The 14286-nt window shown below is 65.4% G+C and carries 14 protein-coding genes; 10 read left to right on the top strand and 4 right to left on the bottom strand.

The features are described from left to right. Nucleotides 1-4: 4 nt before the first annotated feature. Together SB764_RS04095 and SB764_RS04090 are read left to right on the top strand one after the other, a co-directional pair. On the top strand, nt 5-1516 hold the full coding sequence (locus tag SB764_RS04095) for an indolepyruvate oxidoreductase subunit beta family protein (protein ID WP_183716195.1): 1512 nt from the start codon (nt 5-7) through the stop codon (nt 1514-1516). Nucleotides 1517-1558: 42 nt separating this feature from the next. Further along, nucleotides 1559-1993 (top strand): acyl-CoA thioesterase, encoded by a 435-nt coding sequence (locus tag SB764_RS04090; protein WP_065065716.1) that lies wholly within the window; start codon nt 1559-1561, stop codon nt 1991-1993. Between the two features lie 18 nt (nt 1994-2011). Here SB764_RS04090 and SB764_RS04085 read toward each other — a convergent pair whose 3' ends face one another. Continuing rightward, complete coding sequence (locus tag SB764_RS04085) at nt 2012-2461, bottom strand: MarR family winged helix-turn-helix transcriptional regulator (protein ID WP_074985661.1); 450 nt, start codon at nt 2459-2461, stop codon at nt 2012-2014. Between the two features lie 265 nt (nt 2462-2726). Here SB764_RS04085 and SB764_RS04080 point away from each other — a divergent pair, with 265 nt between their 5' ends. After that, nucleotides 2727-3506: a cyclase family protein gene (locus SB764_RS04080; RefSeq protein ID WP_065065718.1), complete on the top strand. Its 780-nt coding sequence runs from the start codon at nt 2727-2729 to the stop codon at nt 3504-3506. 151 nt (nt 3507-3657) lie between these two features. Further along, complete coding sequence (locus tag SB764_RS04075) at nt 3658-4344, top strand: CBS domain-containing protein (RefSeq protein ID WP_065065719.1); 687 nt, start codon at nt 3658-3660, stop codon at nt 4342-4344. A 105-nt stretch (nt 4345-4449) separates the two neighbouring features. Here SB764_RS04075 and surE read toward each other — a convergent pair whose 3' ends face one another. After that, nucleotides 4450-5238, bottom strand: a complete 789-nt coding sequence (gene surE / locus SB764_RS04070) for a 5'/3'-nucleotidase SurE (protein ID WP_410862728.1) — start codon at nt 5236-5238, stop codon at nt 4450-4452. A gap of 174 nt (nt 5239-5412) precedes the next feature. Between surE and ydiK the strand changes: the two genes are divergently transcribed. The 3 genes from ydiK to SB764_RS04055 all read left to right on the top strand — a co-directional run bounded on the left by ydiK (nt 5413) and on the right by SB764_RS04055 (nt 10809). Further along, the gene (ydiK, locus tag SB764_RS04065) at nt 5413-6474 is read left to right on the top strand and encodes an AI-2E family transporter YdiK (protein ID WP_124261961.1); all 1062 of its coding nucleotides are present in this window, start codon (nt 5413-5415) and stop codon (nt 6472-6474) included. A 292-nt stretch (nt 6475-6766) separates the two neighbouring features. Continuing rightward, nucleotides 6767-9430 (top strand): ATP-dependent Clp protease ATP-binding subunit, encoded by a 2664-nt coding sequence (locus SB764_RS04060; RefSeq protein ID WP_065065722.1) that lies wholly within the window; start codon nt 6767-6769, stop codon nt 9428-9430. 335 nt (nt 9431-9765) lie between these two features. After that, a complete protein-coding gene (locus SB764_RS04055; protein ID WP_065065723.1) occupies nt 9766-10809 on the top strand; it encodes an alpha/beta fold hydrolase in 1044 nt (347 codons plus the stop codon). A gap of 151 nt (nt 10810-10960) precedes the next feature. Here the strand turns inward: SB764_RS04055 and SB764_RS04050 are convergent, their stop codons facing one another. Further along, nucleotides 10961-11524 (bottom strand): thioredoxin family protein, encoded by a 564-nt coding sequence (locus tag SB764_RS04050; protein ID WP_065065724.1) that lies wholly within the window; start codon nt 11522-11524, stop codon nt 10961-10963. A gap of 366 nt (nt 11525-11890) precedes the next feature. On the opposite strand from SB764_RS04050, the gene SB764_RS04045 reads away from it, so the two are divergent. Further along, nucleotides 11891-12697 carry a cytochrome c biogenesis CcdA family protein gene (locus SB764_RS04045; protein ID WP_082992309.1) on the top strand — a complete coding sequence of 269 codons (807 nt, stop codon included), beginning with the start codon at nt 11891-11893 and terminating at the stop codon, nt 12695-12697. Between the two features lie 63 nt (nt 12698-12760). Next, entirely contained in the window at nt 12761-13048 is a 288-nt protein-coding gene (locus SB764_RS04040; protein WP_065065725.1) for a hypothetical protein, read from the top strand. Between the two features lie 31 nt (nt 13049-13079). Here SB764_RS04040 and SB764_RS04035 read toward each other — a convergent pair whose 3' ends face one another. Then, entirely contained in the window at nt 13080-13535 is a 456-nt protein-coding gene (locus SB764_RS04035; RefSeq protein ID WP_065065726.1) for a DUF1269 domain-containing protein, read from the bottom strand. A gap of 191 nt (nt 13536-13726) precedes the next feature. Here SB764_RS04035 and SB764_RS04030 point away from each other — a divergent pair, with 191 nt between their 5' ends. Beyond that, nucleotides 13727-14125 (top strand): FKBP-type peptidyl-prolyl cis-trans isomerase, encoded by a 399-nt coding sequence (locus tag SB764_RS04030; protein ID WP_065065727.1) that lies wholly within the window; start codon nt 13727-13729, stop codon nt 14123-14125. Nucleotides 14126-14286 lie beyond the last annotated feature (161 nt).

Here is a 14286-nt window from a genome sequence, read left to right as displayed (position 1 = left end):
AACCATGACGACAACCCAACCGATCAAGATTGCGATTCTGGCCATGGGCGGCGAGGGCGGCGGCGTGCTGGCCGACTGGATCGTCGATCTCGGCGAGCACAACGGCTACTACGCGCAGACCACCTCGGTGCCCGGCGTCGCGCAGCGCACCGGCGCGACCATTTACTACGTCGAGCTGTTCGCCCGCGAGGCGCACGAGCCGCGCACGCCGGTGCTGGCGCTCATGCCGCTGCCCGGCGACGTCGACGTGGTGCTCGCCTCCGAGCTGATGGAAGCGGGCCGCGCCGTGCAGCGCGGACTCGTGACGGCGGAGCGCACGACGCTCGTGGCGTCGACGCATCGCGTGTATTCGATAGCCGAGAAAACCGCGCTGGGCGATGGCCGCGTCGACGACAGCGCGCTCGTCGCGCACGCGCACCAGGCCGCGAAACGCTTCGTGCGCTTCGACATGGCGCAGGCCGCCGAGGCGAGCGGCAGCGTGATCAGCGCGGTATTGTTCGGCGCGCTTGCGGGCACGGGCGTGCTGCCGTTCAGCCGCGCGCAGTTCGAGGCCACCATCGAGCGCGGCGGCGTGGGCGTGAAGCCGAGCTTGCGCGCGTTTGAACTAGGCTTCTCGCGTGCCGATGTCGATACCGACACCGACGCCTCATCGCCCACGCAAACGGAACAGCCAGAGCAGGCTCAAACGCCCGCGCCGCGCGATCCCGCCGTCGCGAGACTGATCGAACGCGTACGCACGGATTTGCCCGCTGACGCGCAGCCGTTCGCGATCGAAGGCGTGCGTCGCCTGATCGACTATCAGGACCCCGATTACGCCGCGTCCTATCTCGATCGTCTGATCCAATTGCGCGCCGCGCTGCCCGACACCGACCGCGCCTTGCTGCGCGAAACGGCACGCCATCTCGCGCTCTGGATGTCGTACGAAGATACGATTCGCGTCGCCGATCTGAAGACGCGCGGCTCGCGTTTCGAGCGCGTGCGCGGCGAAGTGCGCGCGCAGGCCGATCAACTGCTCGCCATCAACGAGTTCATGCATCCGCGCATCGAGGAAATCTGCGAGACGCTGCCTGCCGGTCTCGGGCGCTGGCTCGCGAAACCGCATGGCGTGCATCGGCTCGTGAAGCGTTTCGCGGCGTCGGGGCGCGTCGTGCGCACGAGTTCGCTGCGCGGCTACCTGCTACTCTATGCGGTCGCGCGTCTGCGCGGCCTGCGCCGCCGCACGCTGCGCTACGAACTGGAGCACGCGCGCATCGACGGCTGGCTTGCGCAGATCGTCGAGTCGGCGCGCCACAATCCGGCGCTGGCGACCGAAGTCGCGCAATGCCAGCGTCTCGTGAAGGGTTACAGCGACACGCATGCGCGCGGGCTGGCGAATTTCCAGACCGTGATGGCGGCGGTCGCGCGCGCGGGGCAGCGGCTCGCGCCGGCCACGCTGCGCGAGTTGCGCGACGCCGCGCTCGCCGACGAGCACGGCCACAAGCTGCGCGCGGCGCTCGCGAGACACGCGCTCGCCTGATTCGTACGCGGCGCGCGGCAAGACATCGAGATCGAGATTGACATGAAAGCGCCCACCTTCAGCCGTCCGCACAAGATTCATTTTTCCGAATGCGATCCCGCGGGCATCGTGTTTTATCCGCAGTATTTCGTGCTGTTCAACGATCTGATCGAGGCGTGGATCGACGACCTGCTGCCCGAGGGTTATCACGGCGTGATCGGCGCGCGGCGCATCGGCATGCCGACCGTGCGGCTCGAAGTCGATTTCAAGGCGATCAGCAAGATGGGCGACCGCGTGACGCTGTCGCTCGATGTGCAGCGGCTCGGCAATGCGTCGCTGGTGCTCGCGTGGGCCTGCACGGGCGCGGACGGCGTGGTGCGCATGAGCGCGCTGCAAACCCTGGTGACGACCTCGCTCGACACGCACAAGGCCATTCCGATGCCCGACGATTTGCGCGGCGCCATCGAGCTGGCCATGGCGCGCGCGCAGACCGGCTGAGCGCTGCCGCTTCGAGGTTCAGGCCGGCGGCCGATGCAGTTCGATCAAGAGCCGCAGCGTGGCCTTCAGTTCTTCGGCCTTGTCCTTGCCGAGCGGTTCGAGCACCTGATCCTCGTGCAGTTTGGCCTGCACCATCAGTTCCGATACGAGCTTCTGCCCGCGCGGCGTGATGCGCACGTTCGTTACGCGCCGGTCGGCTTCGCTCGGAATCCGCTTGACGTAGCCCTGCGCCTCCATGCGGTCGAGCAGGCGTGTCACGGTGGGCTGCTTCGTCACCGAAATCTGCGCGAGCCGTCCGATGCTGATGGGCTTGCCGTCCGAGAGCGTGGAGAGCACGCGCCAGTCCGATACCTCGAATCCCGCCGCCTGCACGATCACGTGGAATTCGCCCGAGATCAGCTGGCTGACCTGGGCGAGCAGCGCGGGCGTGTAGCTGTCGACGAAGCTGGGGGCGATGGGCTGGCTCATACGGGTCTGGACGGGCGGGTGGCGAATCGGTGGAAACGTGGTGGAAACGGCCGGGACGGCCGGAACGCAAACATACCACGACGCTTGTGCGGCCCCTTGTCGGCGAAAGGAAAAAGGGGTTAACCATGATTTTGAATTGATTTATACCTAAAGATAATTTTGGCGTCTTAGGATGAATTCGCCGTGCGGGCGGATGACGGTCGAGGAGCGGCAAAACAGCGGTAGAACAAGCGGACAAGCAGTTCAGAACCGAAAGGAGCGCAAGATGACGAGCAGTCTGCAGCAACTGACCACCGATCTCGCGAGCGGCCGTGTGCGCATCGTGGACCTGACGCAAACGCTGTCGCCCGAGTTTCCGGCGCTGCAGTTGCCGCCGCAGTTCGGCCAGGTGTGGGCGTTCAGGATGGAGACGATCAGCCAGTACGACGAGCAGGGTCCGGGCTGGTACTGGAACAACTTTTCCTGCGGCGAGCACACCGGCACGCACTTCGACGCGCCCGTGCACTGGATCTCCGGCAAGGACCACGCGCAGAACTCCGTCGATACGATCGACGTGAAGAATTTCGTGGCGCCCGCGGTCGTCGTCGATGCGAGCGCCGAGATCGCGGCGGATCCGGACTGGCTGCTGACCGTCGAGTTTCTGGAGGCGTGGGAAGCGCGGCACGGCCGTATTCCCGCCGGCGCGTGGGTGCTGCTGCGCTCGGACTGGTCGAAGCGCACCGATCCCGCCGAATTCCTCAATCTGCGCGAGGACGGCGCGCATACGCCCGGCCCGACCCAGGCGGCCGTCGAGTGGCTGATCCACGAACGCCAGGTGCATGGCTTCGGCGTGGAAACCATCAATACCGATGCGGGCCAGGCCTATGCGTGGCCGGTGCCGTATCCGTGTCACACGCTCATGCACGGCTCGAATCGCTACGGCCTGCAATGCCTGAAAAATCTCGATCAACTGCCGCCGACGGGCGCGGTCATCGTTTCCGCGCCGCTGAAGATCCAGGCCGGTTCGGGCAGCCCGTTGCGCGTGCTGGCGATGGTGCAGGACTGAAACCGGCGCGCCTGAGACGCATTGCGGCAGGACATTTCATCGCATGAATCAGCGTCCGGTGTACGAATTGATGTAAATCAATGTCAGTGGGTCGGACGCCAGTACGCTTTGACTATCGACCACGATTTCACGAGCGAACAGGAGAAAAACCATGCGTGCAATGGACGTCATGACCCCGAACGTCGTTACCGTCAGTCCCGAAACGAGCGTGCGCGACGCAGCGAAGCTGCTGCTGGACCGGCGCATCAGCGGTGCGCCGGTGCTCGATGCGCAGGGGCAGCTCGTGGGCATCATCAGCGAGGGCGATTTGCTGCGGCGCATCGAGATCGGCACCGACAGCACGCGCCGCAAGCGCTGGCTCGACTTCTTCGCGACCAACGCCGACGCGGACGCCTACGTGAAGTCGCACGCGCGCCGCGTCGAAGACGTGATGACGACCGAGATCGTCAGCGTGAACGAGGAAGATTCGCTCACGCACATCGCGGCGCTGATGGAGCGGCGCGGCGTGAAGCGCGTGCCGGTGCTGCGCGACGGCAAGCTCGTGGGCATCGTGAGCCGTGCGAATCTGTTGCAGGCGCTGGCGAGCAGCGCCGAGGAGCCGCAGCCGGTGTCGCCGAGCGATCGCGAGATCCGCGAGCGTCTGGTGGAGGAACTCGAAGGGCGGCCGTGGGCGTTCGCGGGCCGTAACGTCGTCGTGCGCGAGGGCGTGGTGCATCTGTGGGGCACTTTCAATTCCGCCGACGCCGTGCGTGCGGTGCGCGTGGCCGCCGAAGGCATTCCCGGCGTGCGCGCCGTGGAGGATCACACCGAACCGTATCCGATCATGCCGGGCATCTGAGATCCGGAATCTGGCGCGGCCGACCGGAACCGACCGGAACCGGCGCGCATCGCACGTAAAAAGGCCGGCGCAACGCCGGCCTTTTTCATCGGATCGACGATTGCGTCATGCGCCGGCCGCAAGCGCGTTTTCCAGCGTGGCGAAGGTCCGCGCGGCGGTGCGGTCGAAATGCAGCGGCGTGACCGACACGCGTCCCGAGCCGACGACGGCCGTTTCCGTATCCGGGCCGTTTTCGCGCGGACCGCGATGAAAGCGCAGCCAGTGATAGTCGATGCCGCGCGGATCGGTCAGCGGCACCACGTCGATGCCTTGCACGAGGCCCACGCCCTGACGCGTGACGGTCAGCGGTCCCGCCGCGCTGGCGTCCACATCGGGGAAATTCACGTTCAGGCACACGGGCGCGTCGTGCGCGATCGCGGCGAGACGGCGGATCACGTCCGGCGCGAGCGCGCGTGCCGTGTCCCAGCGCACGTGCTCGCGGTCGCGGAAGGTCTGGCTGAGCGCGATCGACGGCAGGCCGAGCAACAGGCCCGTCATGGCCGCGCCGACGGTGCCCGAGAACATCGTCTCCACGCCGAGGTTGGCGCCGCGGTTGATGCCGGAGAGCACCAGCGTGGGCGTGACGTCGCCCATCAACTGGCGCACGGCCATCACCACGCAGTCGCCGGGCGTGCCGAGCACGCCGAAGCGGCGCTCGCCGCGGCGGCTCACGCGCAGCGGCGAATGCAGGCTGATCGAATGCGAGGTGCCGCTCTGGTCGTGTTCGGGCGCGACGACCCAGACTTCGTCGGCCAGTTCGTGCGCGACTTCTTCGAGCACGGCGAGGCCGGGCGCGTCGATGCCGTCGTCATTGGTCAGGAGCACGCGGGGCAGTTTCGGTGCGGATACGGACATGGTGGTTAGCGCTTCCAGTGAGGGGGCGGGGGAAGGTCATTATCGGATAAAGGGCCATTTCGCGACGGGAGCCCTCGCATCCGGGATAGACTAGCGCGTCGGCGTGCGCGCCGAATCCCGATGATCCGAAGCCCCTGACGACGCGCGCGGCGTGGCCGCAGCGAGGAGAACCCCGTGAAGCCGCAAGACCCGCCGGATATTGCTCGCGTGCTGTTTGTCGTCGCGATCCTCTGCGCGTTGACGGTCGGCAGCCTCTACGTCATGCGCCCGTTCCTGCCCGGGCTGATCTGGGCGACCACCATCGTCGTCGCCACCTGGCCCGCCATGCTCGCCGTCGAGCGGCGCTGCCGGCGGCGCTGGCTCGCCACGCTCTGCATGCTGCTGATTCTGCTGGTGGTGATCGTGCTGCCGCTCTACGAAGCGATCTCCACGCTCGCCGCGCACGGCGCCGAGATCATGGACCTGATCCGCAAGCTGCCGGATTACGCACTGCCGCCGCCGCCCGGCTGGGTGCACGACCTGCCGATGATCGGCGCGCGCGTGGCCGACAAATGGCAGTCGTTCTCCGACGCCGGTCCCGGCGGCCTGCTCGCGCAGCTCGAACCTTACGCGTCGATTGCGGCGCACTGGTTGATCGGCCATGCGGCTTCGGTGGGCGTGTTCGTGATCCACATGTTCATCACGGTGATCATCACCGGCCTGCTCTACATGCAGGGCGAGAAGGCCGCCGCCTATGTCGTGCGCTTCGCGGCGCGCGTCGCGCCCAGCCACGGCGCGCAAGCCGTCAAGCTCGCGGGCGCGTCGATTCGCGCGGTCGCGCTCGGCATCGTCGTCACGGCGGTGCTGCAATCGGCGCTCGGCGGCATTGGCCTCGCCGTGGCGGGCGTGCCGGGCGCGGGCGTGCTCACTGCCGTGCTGCTGATGCTCTGTCTCGCGCAGATCGGCCCGGCCCTGCCGCTGCTCGGCGGCGTGATCTGGCTGTTCATGCACGACGCGAATGTCGCGGCGATCCTGCTCGCGATCTGGTCGGTGATGGTGGCGATGCTCGACAACTTCGTGCGCCCCGTGCTGATCCGGCGCGGCGTGAATCTCTCGATGCTGCTGATCCTCGCCGGCGTGCTGGGCGGCCTGTTCGCGTTCGGCATCGTCGGCCTGTTTATCGGGCCGGTCATTCTTGCGGTGTCGTCCACCTTGCTGACGGCCTGGATCGACAAGACGCCGGCATCCAGCGCCTGACCCGCGTCGGCAACGGCTGCGCGCGGATCAAGACGCTATTCGTCTGAATGCCGCGCCCGGCCGCCGGTGCGACAGCCTGGCAACGCGCCGCACGATTCGACGCTAGGATGACGGCTGGACTTCGCTTTGGCTCTTGCGTTTTGCGCGTCTTCGACCGCCGGGGCGTCGCTGCCCGAGTGGCGTCATTCGCGTTCACGCGCGTTTTCTTGCGCCCGATAATCCGCACACGTCGTCCCGCCGTTCGTGGACGCGCGCGTGGCTTCGCGCGGCGCACCGCTATCGAGGAGGGGAAATGGCTCAGTTCAACTGCGACATTTGCGGCGTGCGTCCTGCGACCGTGCGGGTGGCCGTGTTGCAGGACGGCAGGCGGCGTTATCTCGACGTCTGCGATTATCACTACGCGCAGCTTACGCGCCATCAGCGCACGGTGAGTCCGCTCGAATCGCTGTTCCGCGGCGCGCAGCAGGCCGCGGGCGATCCTGCGGCTCAACCCGCGCCGCAGACCATGGAAGCCGGCGACGGCGCGATCGTCGAGCGCTATTTCAGCGACACGGCGCGCGAATTGCTGCAACGCGCGGCCGAACGCGCGGTGCAGTTCGGCCGCCGCGAAGTCGACACGGAACATTTGCTGTACGAACTTGCGGGCAACGATGCGGGCGCGGCCATGCTCAAGCGCCTCGGCATCGAGCCCGACGACGTGCGCGCCTTCATCGACGCCAACGCGCAAAAGCGCGAAGCGGGCGCAGCGCACGACGAAGCGCGCATGGCCGTGTCGCCGCGACTCAAGGGCGCGCTCGACCGCGCCTTCCTGGTCTCGCGCGAACTCGGTCACAGCTACGTCGCGCCCGAGCATTTGCTGTTCGGTCTCACGCAGGTGCCGGACAGTTTCGCGGGTCATCTGCTGGGCCGCTACGGCGTGACGCCGCAAAAGGTGCTGCAACGGCTCGTCGAGGCGCAAGGCGACAAGCGCGAGCAGCCCGCCGCGAAGGCGCCGAGCCCCACGCCGCAACTCGATCAATACAGCCGCGATCTCACCGCGCTCGCGAGCGAGGGCAAACTCGATCCCGTGATCGGCCGGTCGAGCGAAATCGAAACCGTGGTGGAAGTGCTCGCGCGCCGTCGCAAGAACAATCCGGTGCTGATCGGCGAGCCGGGCGTGGGCAAAACGGCCATCGCCGAAGGGCTCGCGCAGCGCATGCTGAGCGGCGACGTGCCCGAGTCGCTGCGCGGCAGACGGCTCGTCGAACTGAATGTGAACGGCCTGATCGCGGGCGCGAAATATCGCGGCGAATTCGAGGAGCGCGTGAAGGGCGTGATGGAGGAAATCAACGCGCAGCGCGAGACGCTCGTGCTGTTTATCGACGAAGTGCACATGATCGTGGGCGCGGGGCAAGGCGGCAACGAAGGCGGCCTCGATATCGCGAACGTCTTCAAGCCCGCGATGGCGCGCGGCGAGCTGAACCTGATCGGCGCGACCACGCTCGCGGAATACCAGAAGTACATCGAGAAAGACGCCGCGCTCGAACGGCGCTTTCAGCCGGTGTTCGTCGCCGAGCCGAGCGTCGATCAGACCATCAATATTCTGCGCGGACTGCGCGATAAACTCGAAGTCCATCATCATGTGACCATTCGCGACGACGCGCTCGTGTCCGCCGCCGAATTGTCCGACCGCTATGTCACGGGCCGTTTTCTGCCCGACAAGGCCATCGACCTGATCGACCAGGCGGCGGCGCGCGTGCATCTTTCGGCGACCTCGCGGCCCGCCGCGATTCTCGAACTCGAATCCGAACTCGCGCAGCTCAAACGCGAGCAGGACTACGCGGCCACGCGCAAGAATTTCGAGCGCGCGCATGCGCTCGACGACCCCATCGCCGAGAAGGAAAAGTCGCTCGCCGACGCCACGAGCGACTGGAAAGGCCAGCTCGGTTCGGTCACATCCGACGTGACGACGGAGCAGGTGGCCGAGATCGTGTCGAAGCTCACCGGCGTGCCCGTCACGCAGCTCACGGCGGAGGAGCGCACGCGGCTGCTCGAAATGGAGCAGCGTCTGCACGAGCGCGTGATCGGTCAGAATCAGGCGATTGTCGCGGTCAGCGATGCCGTGCGCCGCTCGCGCGCCGGCTTGCGTCGCGGCCGACGCCCGACCGCCGTGTTCCTGTTTCTCGGCCCGACCGGCGTGGGCAAGACCGAACTGGCGAAGGCGCTGGCCGAAGTGGTGTTCGGCGACGAGGACGCCATCGTGCGCATCGATATGAGCGAGTACATGGAGCGCCACGCGGTGTCGCGACTGATCGGCTCGCCGCCGGGTTACGTGGGTTACGACGAGGGCGGCCAGTTGACCGAGCGCGTGCGCCGCCGACCGTACTGCGTGATTCTGCTCGACGAGATCGAGAAGGCGCATCCGGACGTCTATAACGTGCTGCTGCAGGTATTCGACGACGGTCGCCTCACCGACGGCAAGGGCCGCGTGGTCGATTTCAGCAACACGGTGGTGATCGCGACGAGCAATCTCGGCTCCGACGTGGTCTCGGGCCAGAAGCGTTCGGGTCCGGGCTTTCTCGCGAGCGCCGATGCGTCGATGCAGAGCGCCGTGCTGGGCGAGTTGCGCCAGCATTTCCGCCCGGAGTTTCTGAACCGCATCGACGACATCATCGTTTTTCAGCCGCTCTCCGACGATGAACTGCGTTCGATCGTGCGCCTGCAACTCGAACAGGTGCAGCGTATGGCGCGCAGTCAGGATATCGATCTCAGCTTCGACGAGAGCGTGGTGGATTTCCTTGCCGCCGAGGGTTATCGGCCCGAGTACGGCGCGCGCGAGCTGAAACGCCAGATCCAGCAGGCCATCGAGAACGAGCTTGCCAAGGAAATGCTCAAGGGCGAGGTGAAGGAGGGCGCGAAGGTCGTGTGCCGTTACGATACGGCGCAACGCCGCGTCGAATTCGCGGCGCAGTCCTGAGCATCGTGTGATGGGCCGATGACGCGTCTGGCGTGGCTGGACGCGTCATCGGCCCGAAGTTTTCCCGGTTTCCGTTCGGAAACTTTTGTACGGCGGCGACCCGGCACGCGTCGTGCCCGCACCACGCTTTCGCGCCAAATTGATTTGTTTTGTGTACGTCTTCCGGACAGACACATTGGGATACAAAGCGCGCGCGCGATTCCGCTATAAATCCTCTGAAGCGTTTTTCTGCCGCCGCGCCTGCGATCGTTCGATCCGCATATGACGGCGAATTCGAGCAACCGCGCTGATTCCGGCGCGGGCCTTTTCAGAAGACAACCAGGAGAAGTGGGCTCATGTCCGATCCCGTCAATGTCCGCCGTCGCCGTATTCTCGGTACAACGCTCGCGAGCTTCAGCCTCGCGGATCTGGGGCTGAGCAGCCTCGCGCACGCGCAATCGTCGAACGAGACAGCGGGCAACTCGCGCACCGGCAGCGGCGCGTCGTTCGGGCCGATCAAGCAGATCGACGCGGGCGTGCTCAACGTCGGCTATGCGGAAGCCGGTCCGAAGAACGGCACGCCGGTGCTGTTGCTGCACGGCTGGCCCTACGACATCCACAGCTACGTGGAAGTGGCGCCGATGCTTGCCGCAGCGGGTTATCGCGTGATCGTGCCGTATTTGCGCGGTTACGGCTCGACGCGTTTTCTCTCGGCGGATACGCCGCGCAACGGGCAGCAGGCGGTGACCGCCGTGGACATCATCGCACTGATGGATGCGCTCAAGATCGATCAGGCCGTGCTCGGCGGCTACGACTGGGGCGCGCGTACGGCCGATACGATCGCCGCGCTGTGGCCCGAGCGCGTGAAGGGGCTGGTTTCCGTGAGCGGTTATCTGATCGGTAGCCAGGCGGCGAACAAGAATCCGCTGCCGCCGAAAGCGGAACTGCAATGGTGGTATCAGTTTTATTTCACGACCGAGCGCGGCGAACTGGGTTACGCGCAGAATCGCGACGCGTTCAACAAACTGATCTGGCAACTTGCCTCGCCGAAATGGAATTTCGATGACGCGACTTACGCGCGCTCGGCTGCTTCGTTCCAGAATCCCGATCACGTGGCGGTGGTGATTCATAACTATCGCTGGCGTCTCGGTCTGGTGCAGGGCGAAGCGCGTCTCGACGGCCTCGAACAGCGTCTGGCCGCCGCGCCGACCATTTCGGTGCCGACGATCACGATGGAAGGCGATGCGAATGGCGCGCCGCATCCGCCGCCCGAAGCGTATGCGAAGAAGTTCACCGGCAAGTATCTGCATCGCAATTTGACGGGCGGTATTGGGCACAATCTGCCGCAGGAAGCGCCCAAGGAATTCGCCGAAGCGATTCTGCAGGTCACGCATTTGTGATTCGGGTGATCTCGGGTTGAAGAAGCGCGCTTAACGGCGCGCTTTTTTGTGCCTTCCATAAAAAATGGCGTGCTTTTCGGCACGCCATTTTTTATTTGCCGAATCGCTTTTCGGTTCGGCAATTTCCAGTCGATTCAGACGATTCCGTCGATTAGCCGCGCTTGGCGTCAAGGCCGAGCAGCGTGCGAATCTGATGCTCGGTATCGTCGTAATTGCCTTCGCCGAAGTGGGTATACACGAGCTTGCCGTTCTGATCGATCAGGTACAGCGCGGGCCAATATTGATTGCCGTACGCATTCCATGTTGCATAGCGATTGTCCTGCGCGACAGGATATTGAATGCCGTATTGCCCGATTGCTTTCTTCAGATTTGCGGTATTGCGTTCGAACGAGTATTCAGGCGTATGCACGCCGACGACCACGAGGCCCTTGTCGTGGTATTTCGCGTACCAGTCCTTCACGTGCGGAATCGTATGCGCGCAGTTGATGCAGTCGAAAGTCCAGAATTCGACGAGCACCGGTTTGCCGCGCAATTGCTTGAGATCGAGCGGGGCGCTGTTGAGCCACGTGTCGATGCCGGTGAAATCGGGCGCGGGCGCGCCGGTCTTGATCGCGGACGGTTCGACGCCCGAATCCTGCGCGGATGCAAAAGCGGCGAACGCCGCGGTGGCGACGAGTCCGGCCGCGACGGCGGCGATCTTGAGTCGGTTGAGCATGGCGAGTTCTCCTTTTGGTGAGGGTTCGGACGTATTGAAACGCGCCGACGTATCTGGCGCGTGTCTCGCCGTGGTCTTGCGTGAATCGCTATGTATCGCCGCGAGGCGCGTACACATTGGCATACAAAAACAGGCGTTGCACCACGCGGCCTTGCTGCGTGCGATGCGTTATCTGTATCGGTCTGTATCCCCGGCTGCACGCGATACATGCCGATTCGATACAGCCTTCGTCCGACATTTGCCCGATACACGCAGGCGTTTGAATACGGGTCATGCAACTGGCGCTGCGTGCGCCGCTGAATTTTCCCGGTATGCGAGCCGGTCCGCGCATATCCGTTCAAACGTACGATATTGGGAGTCCGAATTATGTTGCTCGTCGTCGTCGCTTTCATCGGCGGGGCATTCACTGTCCTGAGCCCGTGCATTTTGCCGGTCGTGCCGTTCGTGTTCGCGCGCTCCGATCGTCCGTTCCTGACCGATCGTTTGCCGCTGCTGCTCGGTCTCGCGGGGACGTTCGCGCTGCTCACGGGACTCGGCGCGGCTGGCCTGAACGGCGCGGCGCAATTGAGCGAATATGGCCGCTGGTTCGCGCTGGCGCTGTTTGGCGTGTTCGGTGCGGCCTTGTTGCTGCCCGCGCTCGCTACGCGGTTGACGCGCCCGCTTACCACGCTCGCCGACCGCTTCATGGCGCATTCGCAGAGCGATGGCGCGCTCGGGCAGATCGGTTCGTCGCTGTTGCTGGGCGCGGCGACCGGCTTGCTCTGGGCGCCGTGCGCGGGCCCGATCCTCGGCCTGATTCTCACGGGCGCGGCGCGCCATGGCGTGACCTGGCAGACGTGGGGCGCACTCGCCGCTTATGCGATCGGCGCGGCTTGCTCGTTGGCGATCGCCGCGAGTCTCGGCCGACGGGCGATGGATGCACTCAAGCGCTCGCTCGGTCTGGGCGAATGGCTGCGCCGCGCGATGGGCGCGCTCGTGCTGGTGACCGTGGCGGCGATCGCGCTGGGCGTGGATACGCGTGTGCTTGCGTTGTTGCCCGGCGCGCCCACTACCGGCCTGGAAAGCCGCCTGACCGCATCGATTACATCGGCTTCGCGGGGAGCGCGGGCGGCGCAGCAGAATGTTCAGTCAGATGTTCAGTCGAATGCGCAGTCGAATGCGAGGCCCGGTTGAGTCGCATGCAGTTCGCACCGCGTTCTATGCTATCGAGGCAGCCACACGATCCGGAGCGCGACCATGAACGCGGACGAACGCATCGACGGCATCAATCGTGCCGGAAACTACGACGATCTGCATGACGCCATGCAGGGTTTTCTCGACGAGGCCGAAGCACGCTATCCGGCGCTGTCGCAGGCCGGGCGTCTCAAGGCATGCATCGGCGGCAGTGCATTCGCGAGCGCCGTCGACGAACTCAAGCGCTATCAGACGAGCACCGGCGAGACGTATCCGGATGCGCAACGCGTCGTCGAAGCGGCGGCGGCGAAGCATGCGGCGCTCGGCGATGCAAGCACGCCGCCGTCCTGATGACCCAGGACGACAGCGACGTCAGCCCATCTCACCACGCCAATTTCTGGCGAAAGAGGGTGCCGCCGTATCCGCGCACGACTTCGTCGACTTCGGTCGTGGATTCCTCTTTGGCTTCGAGGATGAGCGCCACGCTGCCGGTTTTCAGTTCGGCTTCGATGGTTTGCGTGAGTCGGCTGTCGAGCAGGTTTTCGACGGCGCGGCCGCCGAGCGCCGCGGCCGTGCCGATGGTCACGCCCGCGATCGCGCCCGCGGGACCGCCGAGCAGGCCGATCAATCCGCCGGTGACCGCGCCGACGACCGTGCCCCAGTAGGCGTGCGTGTACTGGTCGAGCACGGTGCAGGTGCCGTCCGCGTGTTTCTGGACCATCACGCCGCTTTCGATCTTCAACCCCACGCCATCCGTTTCGAAGTTCCTGAAGTCGCGCGCCGCGCGCTGCGCGGAGTCCAGATTGTCGAAGGTCGCGACGAGTAGTTCCTGAGCCATGATGCTGCTTCCAGGCGATGCGGCGATGCTCTAAAGATAGTCGATGCGCATCGCCGCGCCAGTGGGGAATTCGGGGCGGCAAGCGTCGGCCAGGCGAGGGGTAAGCGCGGGGCAAGCGCGTAGGCGAGCGCCGAAATGAGTGCGCAATGTCAGGTCCGTATAATCGGTGGGTCAACCAACGAGGACATCGCATGAAACTAGTCATTGCTCTGCTTGCCACCGCCGCTGTCGCCACGACCGCGTTCGCTGCCGATAACGTCCAGAAGTTGCCGTCGGGCGTGATCGTCGAACAAATCAAGCAAGGCACCGGCCCGCAGCCGACCGTCAATGACGTCGTGCGCGTGAACTATCGCGGCACGCTTGCGAACGGCACCGAGTTCGACAGTTCGGCCAAGCATGGCGGCGCAGCGACGTTCCCGCTCGGTCGCGTGATTCCGTGCTGGACGCAGGGTCTGCAGACGATGAAGGTCGGCGGCAAGGCCAAGCTGACCTGCCCGGCCGCGACGGCTTATGGCGATCGTGCTGTGGGCCCGATCCCGCCGAACAGCGATCTGACGTTCGAAGTCGAACTGCTCGGTATCCAGCAGTAAGCGGATTCGGAAAGGGCGGGGTGTTCCTCGCCCTGATTTTGTCGTTCGGGAGCGCTGCCAGAGCCTCCCGCAACGTTGCCGGTGCCTCGGGTCGGGGCATCGTCGTCGTTCCTCGGGGTCTTGGCGTAAAGGCCAAGGCTGCCGCCTGGATCCGTGTCGAA

It is taken from the genome of Paraburkholderia sp. SIMBA_027, assembly GCF_046535315.1.
GTDB lineage: Bacteria > Pseudomonadota > Gammaproteobacteria > Burkholderiales > Burkholderiaceae > Paraburkholderia > Paraburkholderia tropica.
This window is presented reverse-complemented; position numbering and strand designations above follow the sequence as displayed.

Bases quoted from the DNA above. Each gene is read 5' to 3' on its own strand.
- SB764_RS04095 (WP_183716195.1), top strand. From the start codon at position 5: ATGACGACAACCCAACCGATCAAGATTGCGATTCTGGCCATGGGCGGC.
- SB764_RS04090 (WP_065065716.1), top strand. From the start codon at position 1,559: ATGAAAGCGCCCACCTTCAGCCGTCCGCACAAGATTCATTTTTCCGAA.
- SB764_RS04085 (WP_074985661.1), bottom strand. From the start codon at position 2,461: ATGAGCCAGCCCATCGCCCCCAGCTTCGTCGACAGCTACACGCCCGCG.
- SB764_RS04080 (WP_065065718.1), top strand. From the start codon at position 2,727: ATGACGAGCAGTCTGCAGCAACTGACCACCGATCTCGCGAGCGGCCGT.
- SB764_RS04075 (WP_065065719.1), top strand. From the start codon at position 3,658: ATGCGTGCAATGGACGTCATGACCCCGAACGTCGTTACCGTCAGTCCC.
- surE (WP_410862728.1), bottom strand. From the start codon at position 5,238: ATGTCCGTATCCGCACCGAAACTGCCCCGCGTGCTCCTGACCAATGAC.
- SB764_RS04060 (WP_065065722.1), top strand. From the start codon at position 6,767: ATGGCTCAGTTCAACTGCGACATTTGCGGCGTGCGTCCTGCGACCGTG.
- SB764_RS04055 (WP_065065723.1), top strand. From the start codon at position 9,766: ATGTCCGATCCCGTCAATGTCCGCCGTCGCCGTATTCTCGGTACAACG.
- SB764_RS04050 (WP_065065724.1), bottom strand. From the start codon at position 11,524: ATGCTCAACCGACTCAAGATCGCCGCCGTCGCGGCCGGACTCGTCGCC.
- SB764_RS04045 (WP_082992309.1), top strand. From the start codon at position 11,891: ATGTTGCTCGTCGTCGTCGCTTTCATCGGCGGGGCATTCACTGTCCTG.
- SB764_RS04040 (WP_065065725.1), top strand. From the start codon at position 12,761: ATGAACGCGGACGAACGCATCGACGGCATCAATCGTGCCGGAAACTAC.
- SB764_RS04035 (WP_065065726.1), bottom strand. From the start codon at position 13,535: ATGGCTCAGGAACTACTCGTCGCGACCTTCGACAATCTGGACTCCGCG.
- SB764_RS04030 (WP_065065727.1), top strand. From the start codon at position 13,727: ATGAAACTAGTCATTGCTCTGCTTGCCACCGCCGCTGTCGCCACGACC.